This window comes from Microbacterium capsulatum (assembly GCF_030865425.1).
GTDB lineage: Bacteria > Actinomycetota > Actinomycetes > Actinomycetales > Microbacteriaceae > Microbacterium > Microbacterium capsulatum.
In genome coordinates, this window is the sequence record NZ_JAVFCB010000001.1 from 253,666 (window position 1) to 268,853 (window position 15,188).

Below are 15,188 nucleotides of genomic sequence, written 5' to 3' on the forward strand. Positions count from 1 at the left end.
TGGACCAGTCGATGATGGGGACCAGAAGGGGACCAGAATCTTGCAAACCGTGCATCTCGTGACGTGATGCGCATGATCTGATCCACGGAACTATGCGGTTCTTGGCCAGATCCGAGTCATTGGGATGCCTGGGGGTCAAGGGGGCGATCGTGAGACGGACGTCGGGTATTCTTCGGGGTACTTTTCGTCCCCAGGGCGCGTATGAAGGCGTTTCAACCGGTGGCAACGAGTATCATGAGGACAAGCAATCGGCTGATCTACTAGGGAATACGGTTCTCGCGCGGGTCAAGACGTATCGCCAGGAGCTTTCAGTTGTTCTTGGTTCGAGTCCAGGTACCCCAGTCAACAGAGAAGGCCCGGAAACACTGAGGAAAATCAGTGATCCGAGCCTCTGTCGTTCCCGGGTGGGGCGAGGGGCCAACCCCTCCGAAACCCCTCGGCAGAGGGAGAGGTCAAACCCTTCGAAGCCCCTCCGCCGTTCCGTGGGAAATGACTCCTCGCCTTCGTCTTCCCGGATCAGTCCGTCAGCGGCCATCCCGTGTACGCCTCGGCGAGATAGGTGCGACCGGCGCGAGACTCCACGACCGACCGCAGCTCGCCGAGCCGGCGGAGGCGGTCGAACTCGGTGGCGTCCGGCGCGACGTGCAGCATGCTGGTCATCCACCAGGAGAAGTGCTGAGCCTTCCAGATGCGTCGCAGCACGGTTTCGGCGTAGTCGTCGATGAGACGGGGGTCGTTCTCGAGCAGCAGCGCGCGCAGCGCCCTCTCGAGGATCAGCACGTCGGCGATGGCGAGGTTCATGCCCTTGGCGCCGGTGGGCGGCACGGTGTGCGCCGCGTCGCCGACGAGGGCGACCCGGCCGCGGCGCAGATCGTGTGCCACGAAGCTGCGGAACCGCAGCACGTCCCGCTGGAAGATCGGTCCTTCGATCAGATCCGCCCCGGGCACCCGTGACCGGAGCTCCGCCCAGATCCGCTCCTCGGACAACGACGCCGGGTCGACGGCGGGATCGCACTGGAAGTACATCCGCTGAACCGACGCACTCCGCTGGCTGATCAGCGCGAACCCACCGGGTGAGGTGCTGTAGATCAGTTCTGGTGCGCTGGGCGGCGCCTCGCACAGGATCCCGAACCAGGCGAACGGGTACTCGCGGAAGTACCCGCTTCTGGCGCCGCTCAACGCAGCGCGGGCGACGCTGTGCGAGCCGTCGGCCCCGACGACGAAGTCGGCCTCGATCACCTGCTCGACGCCCGTCGTGTCGTGGACGACGACGCGCGGTGTCGCGGAATCCGGCTCTTCGATCCGTAGCGCGGTCACCTCGAACCGCAGATCCTGCCCCTCGGCCAGACGCGTCGCGATCAGGTCGCGGAGCACCTCGTGCTGGGGGTACAGGAAGACGCTGCGGCCCACGAGGTCCGCGAAGTCGATGCGATGCCCTTCGCCATCGACGCGGAGCTCGATGCCGTCGTGGCGCAGCCCCTCCGTGAGCACGCGCGTCGACGCCCCCGACTCCACGAGCGCGTCCACCGTGCCGTGCTCGAGGATCCCTGCCCGGATCGTGTTCTCGACCGCGTCGCGGGAGCGGGCGTCGACGACGACCGATTCGATCCCCGCACGGTGCAGCAGGTGCGAGAGGAACAGCCCAGCGGGGCCGGCACCGATGATGGCGACCCGGGTACGGATGGTGGACATGATGTCTCCTTGTCAGGGGGCGGGTGCAGAGGAGGGAGCGGACGCGGCCGAAGACCCTGCGGCGGTCAGACCGGGGTGAAGCTGTGGGTCGACGCGAGGGCTGCGGCCTCGGCGGAGGACAGGAACGCGAGGAGGGCGCGGGCGCCCGGTGGATCGGTCGAGGTCGTCGTCACCGCGCCCGCGAACACGGTGTCGATCGCGGCGTCGTCGGGAAGGACGCCGAGGATGCGCACCCCGGGCTGCCCGACCAGCTCGCTGAGCTGTTGGAAGCCGATCTCGGCCTCACCATGGGCGAGCAGCGTCGCGACCGGCACCCCGGGGCGGGCCTGCACGAGACGGGGGCCGAGCTCCTCCGCAAGCCCCCACGCCGTGATCATGCGCACCAGCGCGGTGCCGCTCGGGCCTGTGGAGTACCCGATCCGGTCCACGGCGCGCAGGGCTGCGCGGAGTTCGTCGGCGTCGGCGAAGGCTGCGCCCTCGGGTCGGCCGGCGGACGCGACGCTCTCGGAGGGGACCGCGACGGCCACCTGCGACAGCACGAGGGGGGCCACGGTGCCCGCGACGATGTGGCCGTCCGCGGCGAGCCGCCTGAGGGCGTCGTCGGCGAGGATCACGAGATCGAACGGCGCTCCTGCGGCCACCCGCTCGGCGGCGTCCACCCCGCCCACCGCGGTGAGTTCGACATGCGGGAGCCCCGCGTCGCCCGCCGCGGCGAACAGGTCGCCGAGCAGGTGCCGGGTGGCCATGGACGAGATCGCCTTCATGCGGCGTCCTCGAAGGTCTCGGCATCGACCTCGGCCGCCGGGCCGTCCGCGTACCGGGGTCCGGAGACCGTGGCGGTGTCGATCAGTGTGCCTGCGCGGTCGAGCAGCGCCGCATCCACGGCGAGCCCGACGGCGGCCTGGTTCTCGCGCAGATGGTCGATGCGGGTCGTACCGGGGATGGGCACCACGTGCTGCCCGCGGGAGAGCACCCACGCGAGAGCGAGTTGCGCCGGCGTGCAGCCGGCCTCGGCCGCGAGGTCTCGCCAGGCGGGCAGCAGGGCGGCGTTGACGGGCCAATGGTCGGGGCGGAACCGGGGCATCGCGCGGCGGATGTCGTTCGGCGCGAATGCATCCGGATCCTGCACGACGCCGCCCAGGAACCCGCGTGCGACGGGCGAGAACGCGACCAGGGCGATCCCTGCGGTGCGGGTGGCCTCGAGCATGCCGAGTTCGGGGTTGCGGCTCCACAGCGAATACTCGTTCTGCACGGCTGCGATGGGGGCGACGTCGAGCGCTTCGCGCAGCCGGGCGACCGACACCTCCGAGAGTCCGATCGCACCGATCTTGCCCGCTGTGACCAGCGCGGCCAGCGCGCCGACGCTCTCGCCGATCGGCACGGCACGGTCCCAGCGGTGCAGGTAGTAGAGATCGATGCGCTCCACCCCGAGCCGGACGAGCGATGCGTCGACCTGCGCGCGAAGGGTCTCGGGCCGTCCGTCGATCCGCTTCACGCCGTCGACGATCGCCATGCCGCCCTTGCTGGCGAGCACGACCTCGTCGCGCCGTCCGCGGAGTGCGCGGCCGACGAGAGTCTCGTTCCGGCCGCCGCCGTACAGCGTCGCGGTGTCGAGCATTCCGACCCCGTCATCGAGCGCGGCCCGCAGCAGCCGCAGGCCGTCCTCCTCCGCGGGCGGCGTGCCGTAGGCGTGGCTCAGCGACATGCAGCCGAGCCCGATACGCGGAAGGTTCACGCGAGCTGCTCCTCCAGGGCTCCGAGGACTCGGTAGCAGTCGGAGACCAGCCGGAACGACGAGTTGGGCTCGCGTCCGTCGCGGATCGCGGAGATGAACTCCCGGTCCTGCAGTTCGATTCCGTTCATGCTGACGGCAACGTCCGACACGTCGATCTGCTCGTCCCGGCCGGTGTAGAGATCGTCGTAGCGGGCGAGATACGTCTCGGTATCCCCGATGTAGCGGAAGAACGTGCCGAACGGCCCGTCGTTGTTGAACGACAGCGAGAGCGTGCAGATCGCGCCTGTCTCGCTCTTGAGCTGGATCGACATGTCCATCGCGATGCCCAGTTGCGGATGGATCGGCCCCTGGATGGCGTTGGCCTGCACGATCCGTCCGGCCTGATATGCGAACAGATCGACCGTGTGCGCGGCGTGGTGCCAGAGCAGATGGTCGGTCCACGAGCGCGCCTCGCCCTTGGCGTTGGTGTTGCTGCGCCGGAAGAAGTACGTCTGCACGTCCATCTGCTGCACGGCGAACTCGCCGGCCGCGATCCGGTTGTGCACGTACTGGTGCGACGGATTGAACCGGCGCGTGTGCCCGACCATCGCGACGCGGTTCGTCGCCTCCGCGACGGCCAGCGTCGCCTCCGCCTCGGGGAGGGAGTCCGCGAGCGGGATCTCCACCTGCACGTGCTTGCCTGCGGCGAGCACCGCCTGGGCCTGCGCGGCGTGCTGCTGGGTCGGCGTCGCCAGGATCACCGCATCCACGTCATCGCGTTCCAGCACCTCCTCCAGCCCGAGCACGGCGTGCGGCACGCCGTACTTCTCGGCGACGGCTCGGGTCGGCTCAGGCCGTGTTCCGCTGACGACGGTGACTTCGGCGTCGGGGATGTTCGCCAGGCCGTCGAGGTGCTTCATGCCGAAGGCGCCGGCGGCGCCGACGACGGCCACGCGGACAGGGTCGCTCATGGTTTCTCCTGGATGTGGGGGTCAGGCCGTCGCGGGGACGGGGCCGGCAACGGGGACTTCGGCCGGGTCCTCGGCCGTGGCGTCCTTCGGGACGGGGACGGGGTTGGTCAGCACCAGATGGCCGACCGCGGTGTTCGAGGCGGGCACGTGGTAGAACCGATGGTCGGTCTCGGGGGCGCCGCCCCCGAACTGATCGTCCATCGCGCCGCGGGCGATCAGCCAGTCGACGAGCTCGATGCCCTCGGATCCGGCCTCGTCGACGTACTCCATGTGCTGCCACTCGGTCAGGCCGAGGGGGTCCGCGATCAGGTGGTCCAGGAACGCGTTGTCCCACTCCTCGTTGATGAGACCCGCGCGGGGCCCCTGCAGCTGATGGCTCATGCCGCCGGTGCCCCAGATCTGCACGTTCAGCTCGGGGCCGTCCCACTTGTCCAGCGCTCGGCGCAGGGCGCGGCCCAGTTCGTAGCAGCGTCGTCCGGACGGAACCGGGTACTGCACGACGTTCACGGCGAGCGGGATGACCCGCACCGGCCACTCCTCGTCGGGCCCGAGCTCGCCGTAGACGAGCGAGAGCGGCACCGTCAGACCGTGGTCCACGACCATCTCGTTGACCAGCGTGAGATCGAAGTCGTCCTGGATCACCGACTGCGCGATGTGCGCGGCGAGCTCCGGGTAGCCCTTGACGTCGGGCACCGGGCGCGGACCGTAGCCCTCGTCGGCGACGGGGTAGTCGGATCCGGTGCCGAGCACGAACGTCGGGATGATCGAGGAGTCGAACGCCGTCGCGTGGTCGTTGTAGACGAGGATCACCACGTCGGGCTTGTTCTCCTTGGCCCACGCCCTGGTCCACCGGTACCCGTCGAACACCTTCTTCCAGTACGGCTCCTCGGTCTTGCCGAGGTCCATCGCCGCGCCGATCGCGGGCACGTGCGAGGTGAACAGCGCAGACGTGTACCGGGCCGGCGCGTTCTGGCGCATGGTCTCGGCCTTCTCGCCGGGCACCGGAGCCGTCCAGCCGTCGAGGTCCTTCAGGCGGTTGCCCTCGGGACGGCGCCCGCCGCCGACCATCATGTCGCGGTAGGCGGCCTCGCTCATGCCGGTCATGGATCCGGCCATCTGCTGGAAGCTCAGCCCGTGCGTGGCGCCGATCTTCGAGAGGAAGTAGATGTTGCCGCCCTCCTCGATGCAGGTGTTCAGATCGAGGTCGAGCACGGCCTGGCGCTGCCGGGGGTTCAGGGGCCACTCGTCGAGATAGGCCTCCTGGTCGGCGAGGAACCGCTCGCGGTTCTCCGGCTTCATGAGCGACATGCAGAACTGGTTGAGGTGGTAGCCCTTGCGGGCCTGCTCGGCGTCGAAGATCGTGGTGCCGGGGACATCCTTGTACGGCTTGTCGAGTGCCATGGTCATGCTCCTTCGGTGATGCGTTCGCCGGCCCGATCGGTCTGCTTCCGATCGGTCTGCTTCCGATCGGCCTGCTTCTGTTCGGCCTGCTTCTGATCAGCCCAGTACAGGCGGTCGGGGTTGTCGACCAGCAGCTTGCGCTGCAGTTCGGGGGTCGGCGCGATCTGCGGGATGTAGTCGACCAGCAGCCCGTCGTCGGGCATGTGGTCTTTGAGGTTGGGGTGGGGCCAGTCGGTCCCCCAGAGGACGCGATCGCCGAACTCCTCGACGACGCGTCGGGCGAACGGCACGACGTCGGCGTACGCGTGCTGCTCACCGTCGAGAGCGCGAGGGCCGGTCGCGGACAGGCGCTCGGGGCAGGACACCTTGGTCCACACGTTCGGGTTCTCCCGCATGAACCGGAGGAACAGGCCGAAGTCCTCGCCATCCGGATCCTTGGTCACATCCGGCCGGCCCATGTGATCGACCACGACGTCGGTCGGGATGGCGGAGAAGAAGTCGTAGAGTTCCGGCAGATCCTCGGCTTCGAAGTAGATGACGACATGCCAGCCGAGCGGGGCGATCTTCGCGACGATCTCCTCGAGCGAATCCGTCGGGACGCGGTCGACGAGACGCTTGACGAAGTTGAACCGCACGCCCCGCACGCCCGCCTCGTGGAGTTCGGCCAGCTGCTCGGCGGTGACGTCGCGGCGGACGGTGGCGACGCCGCGCGCGCGGCCGCCGCTGCGCCGCAGCGCGTCGACGAGCGCCCGGTTGTCGGCGCCGTGGCAGGTGGCCTGCACGATCACGTTGCGATCGAAGCCGAGGTGGTCCCGCAGCGCGAAGAGCTGCTCCGCGGAGGCGTCGCACGGGGTGTATTTGCGCTCGGGGGCGTACGGGAAATCGGCGCCCGGGCCGAACACGTGGCAGTGCGCGTCGACCGCGCCCTCGGGCAGCCGGAACACGGGCGTGCTCGGGCCGTCGTACCAGTCCAGCCAGCCGGGGGACTTCTCGAATCCGCCGGTGGTATCGCCGTGCGCCATCTCAGTCCTCCACGTATTCCAGGCCGGAGGCCGCGAGCGGTTCCCGCATGCCGTACAAGTCGAGTCCGAGCACGCCGTCGCGGAACTTCTGGCGCTTGCCCTCTTCGTTGTCCTCGCGCTTCTGCGCCGCCTCCGCCACGGCTCCTGCCCGTTCGCGGGGGACGACCACGACCCCGTCCACGTCTGCGACGACGACGTCGCCGGGGTTGACGAGGGCGTTCGCGACGACGACCGGGATGTTCACGGATCCGAGGGTCGCCTTGACCGTTCCCTTGGCGTTGATCGCGCGGGAGAAGACCGGGAAGTCCATGTCCTCGAGGTCGGCGACATCGCGGACGCCGCCGTCGATGACCAATCCGGCGCAGCCGCGGGAACGCAGCGAGGTGGCCAGAAGTTCGCCGAAGAAGCCGTCCTCGCTCTCGGTCGTGCAGCCGGCGATGAGCACGTCGCCGTCCTGCACCTGCTCGGCGGCGACGTGGAACATCCAGTTGTCGCCGGGCTGCAGCAGCACGGTGACCGCCGGGCCGCAGAGGCGGGCGCCCGGGTAGGCGGGGCGGATGTAGGGCCGCAGCAGGCCGACGCGCCCCATCGCCTCGTGGATGGTGGCGACGCCGAACCGGCTCAGCGCGGCGATGGCGGCCGGATCCGGGCGTTCGATGTTCGTGCGGACGATGCCGAGGTCGTTCAGTCGCATGGTCGCTCCTTTCGGGTCAGAGGCCGCGGGCGGTCAGCGCGCGGTCGAGACGGGGATAGACACGGCGCGCGTTGGCCTCGAAGACCTGGGTCCGCTGCGCGTCATCGAGATTCGGTGTCGCGTCGACGTATCGCCTGGTGTCGTCGAAGTGGTGCCCGGTGCGAGGGTCGATGTCGCGGACCGCGCCGATCATCTCGCTCGCGAACAGGATGTTCTCAGTCGGTATCACGTTCGTCAACAGGTCGACGCCGGGCTGGTGGTAGACGCAGGTGTCGAAGAACACGTTGCGCAGCAGGTGCTCCTCGAGCTCGGGCTTGCCGAGCGCCATCGCGAGGCCGCGGAACCGTCCCCAGTGGTACGGCACGGCGCCGCCGCCGTGCGGGATCACCAGCTTCAGGTCGGGGAAGTCCCGGAACAGGTCGCCCTTGAGCAGCTGCATGAACGCGGTGGTGTCGGCGTTCAGGTAGTGATCGCCCGTGGTGTGGAACACCGGCTTGCACGAGGTCGACACGTGCACCATCGCCGGGATCTCGTACTCGACGAGCTTCTCGTAGATCGGATACCAGGAACGGTCCGTGAGCGCCGGGGCGGTCCAGAGTCCTCCGGACGGATCCGGGTTGAGGTTCACGGCGACCGCGCCGAGCTCTTCGACCGCGCGGGTCAGTTCGCCGACGGCGGTAGAGGGCGCCGCGCCGGGCGACTGCGGCAGCATCGCGCCGGGAAGGAAGCGGTCGGGGAAGAGCGCGCCGACCCGGGCGCACAGGTCGTTGCAGATCCGTGCCCAGGTCCTGCTCACGGCCAGATCGCCGATGTGATGGGCCATGAACGACGCGCGAGGGCTGAACACGGTGACGTCGCTGCCGCGGTCGTCCATCAGCCGGAGCTGGTTGGCCTCGATGGTCTCGCGGATCTCATCGTCGTCGATGCGCAGGGCCGCCGGATCCGGTGCTTCGCCGGATCCGTTCGCGAAGGCGATCTGCAGGTCACGCCAGGCTCCCAGCTGCGCCGGGGCGGTGGTGTAGTGGCCGTGGATGTCGATGATCACCGCGTTCGTCCTTGTCCCTCTCGGCCGCGATCGTCCGTGACCGCGGGCTGCTCTTGACGCCGACTCTAAGCCGCGGGTTTCATATAATCCAATAGATGTTCAGTCGTTGTCACATAGATGGGATCAATGCATGCCTCTTGCCGATCTGAACCAGCTGCGGACGTTCGTGACGCTCTACGAGCTGCGCAGCGTGACCGCCACCGCGGACCGGCTGCATGTCACGCAGCCCACCGTGAGCTACACCCTGCGCCGGTTGCGTGCGCAGTTCGGCGATGAGCTGTTCCGGCGGGAGGGCCGGGACATGGTGCCCACCGGCCGTGCGGTCCAACTGTTCGGCCCGCTGCATGCCGCGCTCGCCCAGATCGACGAGACCGTGGGTGGGTCGGAGCACTTCGAGCCCACGGGCTTCACGGGGGAGCTGACACTGGGGCTGACGTCGATCGGCGAGCAGACGTTCCTGCCGCCCATCATGGCGAGGCTCGCCCGTGAGGGCGCGAACCCTCATCTTCAGGTCAAGCGTCTGGACGCGGACGAGGTCGAGGAGTCGCTGGTGCGCGGCACGATCGACCTGGCGATGACGGTCTCGCTGATCGGAACGCCGCGGCTGTGGCGCACTCTGGTCCGCGCGGTGGAGTACGTCGCGCTCTCCTCGGGGGCGCACCCCTTGCCGGCGACGGGCCCCGACATGTTCGCGGGGCGGCGCTTCGTGCGCGTCTCGGCGCGCGGAGGCCACGTCTTCCCGGTGCAGGCGCTGACTGAGCACGGGCTGATGGGACAGGTGTCGCTGACCGTGGAGGAGTACGCCACGGTGCCCGCCGTGCTCGAGGCGACGGATCTGGTCGTCCTGCTGCCGCGTCACGTCGCCGAAGTCTTCAGCGGGTGGTTCCCCGGGCTCCGCATCGCAGACCTGCCCTGGCCCGGCGAAAGCACGCCGGTGTCGCTCTACACGCGCAACGACGCCGGCCTGTCGCCGGCGCAGCGATGGTTCCGATCCGTGGTCTTCGACGCCGTCGCAGCGGGGGAGTACCGGGGCGCCGCGCACTGAGCGCAGGACGCGATCGCGGCGTCAGTGCCGCGATCGGTTCCAGCTCGCCTTCGCGGGCGCGAAGGGGCTGCGCACGTGGATGGACCACGTCGAATGCGGGTGGATGGTCAGGATCGCGCGCTCCCACCAGGAGCGCGCCTCGTCGGAGAGCCCCGGAAGCACCGCGTCCTTGTCGAGCTCGTCCTCGGGGCGCGGGCGCAGTGCCTTCCATACGAGCTGCACTTCCGGAGCGCCGGTGGGGATGCCGTCGATGTCGAGCACGGCGCGATCCCAGGGCAGCTGAAGACGCGGGTCCCGCTTGTACACCCAGGCGCGGTCGGTGCCGTCCTCCACATTCACCTGCAGCACCCACGCACCCCGGGCGTCGTCGTGGATGAGGACCGGGTGCAGGTCGTCGCCCTCCGCGGCGTCCTCGACCCGGATGAAGGTCCCACGGTCGGCGAGCCAGGCGCTGTAACGCGACGGGAAGAGGGTCACGATCTCGGCGAGCCCGCTCGTGGTCGTGCTGATGTCGATGTTGGCGCGGGCGCGGATGTCTCGGCCCAGCCAGCGGTCCAGAGCCACGCCTCCGGAGATCCACCACCGGGCGGGGGAGCGTCGGAGCGTGTCGGCGATCTCGGCTGCCGAGAGCGGCGCCCAGACCGTCTCGGGAGTCGGCGGGATGGGGGTCATGGTGCGAGGCTACTCGGCGCTGTGGGCGAACCGCGTGCTCCGGCCCGAAGGAACCGCATCGACCCGTGGCCATGGGGGCGAAGGAGCCGCGCTCCTGGGGATCTGCGGCTTCGCTCGCCCGTCAAGCAATGTTCGTAACACGGCCGAGTTCGCTCTATGCATCTCTGGATCCAGTAGATACAGTGGATCCAGAACCTGCAGGATGAGGTTCGAACCACGACCACACTCGTTCAATGACGTTCGGGAGAGCGATGGATACGCAGAAGACGGCGCCCAGGCCGCCGGATTTGGTGGCACCGACCAGCGATGGCGCTGATCGGGTCGACCTTTCCAGCCTGGATTCGGAAATCGAGGTCGTGCGGCGCAAGCACCCCTGGCAGTGGGCCGCCGCGATCGTGCTGGTGCTCATCGTGTTCCTGGCACTGAGATCCCTGGCCACGAACCCGAACGTGGACCTCCCGACGATCGTGAAGTACCTGTTCGACCCGCTGACCCTCAGCGGTCTCGGCGTGACGTTGGCGCTGACCGTGGTGTCGATGGTCCTGGGTCTTGCGGGCGGCATGGTGCTGGCGGTCATGCGTCTGTCCGGGAACGTGGTCCTCGCCACGATGTCCCGGCTGTACGTCTGGGCGTTCCGCGCGGTCCCGGTCCTGGTGCAGCTCATCTTCTGGGCATACCTGGGAGCGCTGTACGCCCACATCACGATCGGGATTCCGTTCACCGACATCGTGCTGTTCTCCGCACGGACCTCGGATGTCATCGGCGGGACGACGGCGGCGATCCTCGCCCTGGGCCTCAGCGAGATGGCGTACTGCGCCGAGATCGTCCGCGGCGGCATGCTGGCCATCGACCGCGGCCAGATCGAAGCCGCCCACTCCCTGGCGATGTCGCCGGGGCTGACCATGCGCCGCATCGTGCTTCCCCAGGCCATGCGCGTGATCGTTCCGCCGCTGGGCAACGAGACGATCAACATGGTCAAGCTGACCTCCTTGGTCTCCGTGATCGCCGGAGCCGATCTGATGACCCGGCTCCAGACCGTCTACTCGCAGAACTTCAAGGTGATCCCGCTGCTGCTGGTGGGCAGCATCTGGTACCTGATCCTGATCACCCTGCTGTCCTTCCCGCAGGCGTGGCTGGAACGCCGCTACGGCCGCGGGGTCACGGCCCAGAGGAGCCCCTCGTGGCGGTCCATCGTCGCCTGGCACCACCGCCGTCACGCCAAGAGGCTGAAGGGAGCGACGTCATGACCGATCTGATCGTCGAGGCTCGCAACGTCAAGAAGTCCTTCGGCAGCCACGAGGTGCTGCACGGCATCTCCCTGAACGTGCACCGGGGTGAAGTCGTCGCCCTGCTCGGTCCGAGCGGCTCCGGCAAGAGCACGTTCCTGCGCTGCATCAACCACCTCGAGACGATCGACGGGGGCGTGCTCGCCGTCGACGGTCTGCCGGTCGGCTACAAGATGGCCGGCGGCAAGCTGCACGAACTGAGTCCGAAGGAGACTGCGGGGCGACGGCGCAACATCGGCATGGTCTTCCAGCGATTCAACCTGTTCGCGCACATGACCGCGATCGAGAACATCTCGGAGGCGCCGATCAAGGTCCTGAAGCAGTCCAAGGGTCAGGCGCGTCAGAAGGCGGAGCAGCTCCTCGACCGGGTCGGACTGAAGGCCAAGGCCGACATGTACCCGTCCCAGCTGTCGGGTGGGCAGCAGCAGCGGGTCGCCATCGCACGGGCTCTCGCCATGGACCCGGATCTGATGCTCTTCGACGAGCCCACCAGCGCACTCGATCCGGAACTCGTCGGGGACGTCCTGGCGGTCATGAAGGAGCTCGCCAGTGACGGCATGACCATGATCGTGGTCACCCACGAGATCGGATTCGCCCGAGAGGTCTGCGACCGGAGCATCTTCATGGACGACGGCGTCGTCGTCGAGGACGGCCTCCCGCGCGAGATGCTCGTCAACCCGAAGCACGAACGCACCCGGGACTTCCTGACGAAGGTCCTCTGAATCCACCACCACGTCCACCGAGCCCATACCCCCGGGCTCCTTCCGCGCTACCCCCATGCCCGGAAATCACCTCAACCCAGCACGTAAACCACCAGTTCAGGAGTCATTATGAGTGGAAAGAACATGAAGCTCGCAGCGATCGGCGCATCCGTCATCGCGGTGAGCTTGGCACTGACCGGCTGCGGAGGATCCAGCGCCGGATCCGCCGCGGCCGACGCGGGAAGCAGCAGTGGCGGCGCCGTCAAGATCGGCGACATCACGGTGACCAAGGACGCCAAGATCGCCGCGATGCTCCCGAAGAAGTACCAGGAAGGTCTGCGCTTCGCGACCTCCGCCCCGTACGCGCCGTGGGAGACCCTCGACAGCAACAACAAGCTCGTCGGCCTCGACATCGACACCGGTCAGGCCATGGCCGCGGTCCTGGGCGTCCCGTACAGCATCACCTCGCTGTCGTTCGACGGGCTGATCCCGGCGGTGCAGGCCGGCAAGTACGACGTGATCACCTCCAGCATGAGCGACAGCAAAGCACGCGAGGAGATGATCAACTCGGTCAACTACAGCGAACAGGGCAACGCGCTGCTCGTCCAGGCCGGGAACCCGCAGCACATCACCGGGATGGACGACCTCTGCGGCCACATCGTGGCGCGTCAGACCGGCGACGTCTTCGGGGCGCTGATCGACAAGCTGCAGGGGCCGTGCCAGGCCGCCGGCAAGCGTCCCGTGGAGGTGAAGACGTATCCGTCGACCTCGGCCGCGCTGCTGGCGCTGAAGAGCGGCGAGGCGCAGGTCCAGATCGGCGGCGCTGACATCGCGAAGCCGCTCATCGCCGCGAACCCGGGTGCCCTCCAGCTCATCACGGCGCCCGCCAGCCTGCCCTTCGGCTGGAGCCCCCAGGTGGGCGGCGCTCAGACTCTGAAGAGCGAGACGGAGCTCGCCAAGGCCCTCGCCGCCGCCGCTCAGAAGCTCATCGACGACGGCACGTTCAAGAAGCTCTTCGACAAGTACGAGATGGGTGACCACCTGATGCCGAAGGTCACGGTCAACGAGCCCATGTCCTGAGCCATCGGGGCCGGCGGCGCACCCCGCCGCCGGCCCCCTCATCACACCCGAAGGAGGTGCGCGACATGCCGGACGCGAACGACGTCACCCAGATCGTCGCCGGCCTCGCCCAGGAGGCCGGCATCCCCGGTGCGGCCTGCACGGTTCTCCACGCCGGCGCGGCGATCGACGTCGTCACCGGCTGGGCGAACCCCCAGGCGGGGTGGGTGACGACCACGGAGACGGGATTCCAGATCGGGTCCGTGACCAAGATGGTGACGGCCATGACGCTGATGGCGTGCGTGGAGCGCGGCCTGCTGCGCCTCGAAGACGAGGTCGTGGACCTCGTGCCCGGCCTCCGGCACTCTGTCGACGGACGCATCGCCGAGATCAGGGTGCAGGACCTCCTGCACCACCGCAGCGGGTTCGAGAGCCAGTACTGGACCGATCTCGGCCGCGGGCAGAGCGCCCGGCGCCTGACCGTCACGGCCGTCGCGGACGTTCCTCTGATCCACGCACCGGGTGAGATCTTCTCGTACACGAACAACGGATACGTGCTGGCCGGGTACCTCGTGGAGCGCCTTCTCGGACGGGACTGGGAGGACGCGGTCGAGGATCTCGTCTGCGCCCCCCTCGCGCTGGAGACCCTGTCCGTCCTTCCGGAACGCGCGCTGCTGGGTCCCGTCGCCCTCGGGCAGCTCCGGGATCCGGTGTCCCCGGCCGGCTACCGGCCCGCGCGACGATGGGCGACGGCACGCGGGCTCGCCTCCGGCGGCGGCATCACCGTCTCCGCGCACGACCTGGCGCGGACCGTCCGGGCATACGCCGGGCTGTCTCACGGGGCGGCGGGGCGGCCCCTGTCCACGGAGACGACGACGCTCATGCAGGAGACGCTCACGGAGGTGCCGGGCTGGAAGTACGAGGCATGGGGACTGGGCCACGCCGTGTTCCCGACCGTCGACGGCCGCACGATGCTCGGCCACGACGGCCAGAGCCCGTCCCAGGCCGCCGCCGTCCGCGTCGTTCCGGACGAGGATCTCGTCGTCACCGTCTGCAGCAACGCGGCGTGGGGGTCGGCCTTCGCCTCCCGTGCCGCCGAGGCGCTGGTCGCCGAGTTCACCGGCATCCGACGGACCCCGCCGCCGGCGCCGGACGGGAGCATCGCCGGCGTCGGCCCGCAGTACTCCGGGGTGTTCCGTCGGCTGAACTCGCTCCACAGCGCCCAGCGCGTCGGGGACCGGCTCGTCATGACCGAGACGGGCACCATGTCCGATCAGTTCGGCTTCTTCGGGATCACCGACGCGCCCTCACCGACCTGCACCGAGTACCGCCCCGTGCACGAAGGCAGCTTCGTGGCGGATGACGGCTCGGAACTCCACTTCCTCCGGCCCGACGCCGGGGGAGCCCCGACCTGGATCCACGACGGCTTCCGCATCGCCACCCGGGCATCGCCTGCCCGCTGACCGAGCCGGCGCTGGATCCGCATCCCCCTCCCCATCCCGTTCCAGAAGGAAATCTGAAATGAGTCTCACGATCACCCGTCGCGTTCCCACCCCGATCATGCATCGTGTCGTCGAGCATGCCGGCGTCCTCCACCTCGGCGGGGTCGTCGCCGACGACTGGACACTCGACGCCGCAGGCCAGATGACCCAGATCGCGGAGAAGATCGACGCCCTCCTGGAATCGCACGGATCGACCAGCCGGAACCTGCTCAGCGCCACGATCTTCGTCGCCGACTTCGCCGACAAGCCCGCGATCGACGCGGTCTGGAAGCAGTGGCTGGAAGCGGATCATCTGCCCGCACGGGCCACTCTCGCCGTCGCCGACCTGGGCGACGACGTCCTGGTCGAGATCGTGTGCACGGCCGCGGTGAACGCAGCATGAGC

General features: G+C 68.7%; 15 protein-coding genes. 6 read left to right on the forward strand and 9 right to left on the reverse strand.

Going from position 1 to position 15,188, the window contains the following annotated elements; genetic code table 11:
* Positions 1–516 precede the first annotated feature (516 nt).
* The 8 genes from RBR11_RS01225 to RBR11_RS01260 all read right to left on the reverse strand — a co-directional run bounded on the left by RBR11_RS01225 (position 517) and on the right by RBR11_RS01260 (position 8,539).
* Complete coding sequence (locus RBR11_RS01225) at positions 517–1,692, reverse strand: 4-hydroxybenzoate 3-monooxygenase (protein WP_308487470.1); 1,176 nt, start codon at positions 1,690–1,692, stop codon at positions 517–519.
* A gap of 65 nt (positions 1,693–1,757) precedes the next feature.
* Entirely contained in the window at positions 1,758–2,456 is a 699-nt protein-coding gene (locus tag RBR11_RS01230; protein ID WP_308487471.1) for a substrate-binding domain-containing protein, read from the reverse strand.
* A complete protein-coding gene (locus RBR11_RS01235; protein WP_308487472.1) occupies positions 2,453–3,427 on the reverse strand; it encodes an aldo/keto reductase in 975 nt (324 codons plus the stop codon). Before RBR11_RS01235 ends, RBR11_RS01230 begins: the two co-directional genes overlap by 4 nt.
* Positions 3,424–4,377 carry a Gfo/Idh/MocA family oxidoreductase gene (locus RBR11_RS01240; RefSeq protein WP_308487473.1) on the reverse strand — a complete coding sequence of 318 codons (954 nt, stop codon included), beginning with the start codon at positions 4,375–4,377 and terminating at the stop codon, positions 3,424–3,426. Before RBR11_RS01240 ends, RBR11_RS01235 begins: the two co-directional genes overlap by 4 nt.
* A gap of 21 nt (positions 4,378–4,398) precedes the next feature.
* On the reverse strand, positions 4,399–5,778 hold the full coding sequence (locus tag RBR11_RS01245; RefSeq protein ID WP_308487474.1) for a protocatechuate 4,5-dioxygenase subunit alpha/beta: 1,380 nt from the start codon (positions 5,776–5,778) through the stop codon (positions 4,399–4,401).
* Positions 5,779–5,780: 2 nt separating this feature from the next.
* Positions 5,781–6,800, reverse strand: coding sequence for an amidohydrolase family protein (locus RBR11_RS01250; RefSeq protein ID WP_308487475.1), 1,020 nt, complete (start codon positions 6,798–6,800; stop codon positions 5,781–5,783).
* 1 nt (position 6,801) lies between these two features.
* Complete coding sequence (gene ligK / locus RBR11_RS01255; protein WP_308487476.1) at positions 6,802–7,494, reverse strand: 4-carboxy-4-hydroxy-2-oxoadipate aldolase/oxaloacetate decarboxylase; 693 nt, start codon at positions 7,492–7,494, stop codon at positions 6,802–6,804.
* Positions 7,495–7,510: 16 nt separating this feature from the next.
* Complete coding sequence (locus RBR11_RS01260; RefSeq protein ID WP_308487477.1) at positions 7,511–8,539, reverse strand: amidohydrolase family protein; 1,029 nt, start codon at positions 8,537–8,539, stop codon at positions 7,511–7,513.
* A gap of 130 nt (positions 8,540–8,669) precedes the next feature.
* On the opposite strand from RBR11_RS01260, the gene RBR11_RS01265 reads away from it, so the two are divergent.
* A complete protein-coding gene (locus RBR11_RS01265; protein ID WP_308487478.1) occupies positions 8,670–9,584 on the forward strand; it encodes a LysR substrate-binding domain-containing protein in 915 nt (304 codons plus the stop codon).
* A 21-nt stretch (positions 9,585–9,605) separates the two neighbouring features.
* On the opposite strand, the gene RBR11_RS01270 is transcribed toward RBR11_RS01265, so the two are convergent.
* Positions 9,606–10,256 carry a nucleotidyltransferase domain-containing protein gene (locus tag RBR11_RS01270; RefSeq protein WP_308487479.1) on the reverse strand — a complete coding sequence of 217 codons (651 nt, stop codon included), beginning with the start codon at positions 10,254–10,256 and terminating at the stop codon, positions 9,606–9,608.
* A 356-nt stretch (positions 10,257–10,612) separates the two neighbouring features.
* Between RBR11_RS01270 and RBR11_RS01275 the strand changes: the two genes are divergently transcribed.
* From RBR11_RS01275 to RBR11_RS01295, 5 genes are all read left to right on the forward strand, one after another.
* Positions 10,613–11,503: an amino acid ABC transporter permease gene (locus tag RBR11_RS01275; RefSeq protein WP_308487480.1), complete on the forward strand. Its 891-nt coding sequence runs from the start codon at positions 10,613–10,615 to the stop codon at positions 11,501–11,503.
* Entirely contained in the window at positions 11,500–12,264 is a 765-nt protein-coding gene (locus RBR11_RS01280; protein WP_308487481.1) for an amino acid ABC transporter ATP-binding protein, read from the forward strand. Before RBR11_RS01275 ends, RBR11_RS01280 begins: the two co-directional genes overlap by 4 nt.
* A 108-nt stretch (positions 12,265–12,372) precedes the next feature.
* Positions 12,373–13,323: a transporter substrate-binding domain-containing protein gene (locus tag RBR11_RS01285; RefSeq protein ID WP_308487482.1), complete on the forward strand. Its 951-nt coding sequence runs from the start codon at positions 12,373–12,375 to the stop codon at positions 13,321–13,323.
* A 65-nt stretch (positions 13,324–13,388) separates the two neighbouring features.
* Complete coding sequence (locus tag RBR11_RS01290) at positions 13,389–14,765, forward strand: serine hydrolase domain-containing protein (RefSeq protein ID WP_308487483.1); 1,377 nt, start codon at positions 13,389–13,391, stop codon at positions 14,763–14,765.
* A gap of 58 nt (positions 14,766–14,823) precedes the next feature.
* Complete coding sequence (locus RBR11_RS01295) at positions 14,824–15,186, forward strand: RidA family protein (RefSeq protein ID WP_308487484.1); 363 nt, start codon at positions 14,824–14,826, stop codon at positions 15,184–15,186.
* Positions 15,187–15,188 lie beyond the last annotated feature (2 nt).

Excerpts from the sequence above, each read along its gene's own strand:
- RBR11_RS01295 (WP_308487484.1), top strand. The coding sequence starts at position 14,824 with ATGAGTCTCACGATCACCCGTCGCGTTCCCACCCCGATCATGCATCGT.
- RBR11_RS01225 (WP_308487470.1), bottom strand. The coding sequence starts at position 1,692 with ATGTCCACCATCCGTACCCGGGTCGCCATCATCGGTGCCGGCCCCGCT.
- RBR11_RS01270 (WP_308487479.1), bottom strand. The coding sequence starts at position 10,256 with ATGACCCCCATCCCGCCGACTCCCGAGACGGTCTGGGCGCCGCTCTCG.
- RBR11_RS01285 (WP_308487482.1), top strand. The coding sequence starts at position 12,373 with ATGAGTGGAAAGAACATGAAGCTCGCAGCGATCGGCGCATCCGTCATC.
- RBR11_RS01250 (WP_308487475.1), bottom strand. The coding sequence starts at position 6,800 with ATGGCGCACGGCGATACCACCGGCGGATTCGAGAAGTCCCCCGGCTGG.
- RBR11_RS01280 (WP_308487481.1), top strand. The coding sequence starts at position 11,500 with ATGACCGATCTGATCGTCGAGGCTCGCAACGTCAAGAAGTCCTTCGGC.
- RBR11_RS01245 (WP_308487474.1), bottom strand. The coding sequence starts at position 5,778 with ATGGCACTCGACAAGCCGTACAAGGATGTCCCCGGCACCACGATCTTC.
- RBR11_RS01230 (WP_308487471.1), bottom strand. The coding sequence starts at position 2,456 with ATGAAGGCGATCTCGTCCATGGCCACCCGGCACCTGCTCGGCGACCTG.
- ligK (WP_308487476.1), bottom strand. The coding sequence starts at position 7,494 with ATGCGACTGAACGACCTCGGCATCGTCCGCACGAACATCGAACGCCCG.
- RBR11_RS01240 (WP_308487473.1), bottom strand. The coding sequence starts at position 4,377 with ATGAGCGACCCTGTCCGCGTGGCCGTCGTCGGCGCCGCCGGCGCCTTC.
- RBR11_RS01265 (WP_308487478.1), top strand. The coding sequence starts at position 8,670 with ATGCCTCTTGCCGATCTGAACCAGCTGCGGACGTTCGTGACGCTCTAC.
- RBR11_RS01290 (WP_308487483.1), top strand. The coding sequence starts at position 13,389 with ATGCCGGACGCGAACGACGTCACCCAGATCGTCGCCGGCCTCGCCCAG.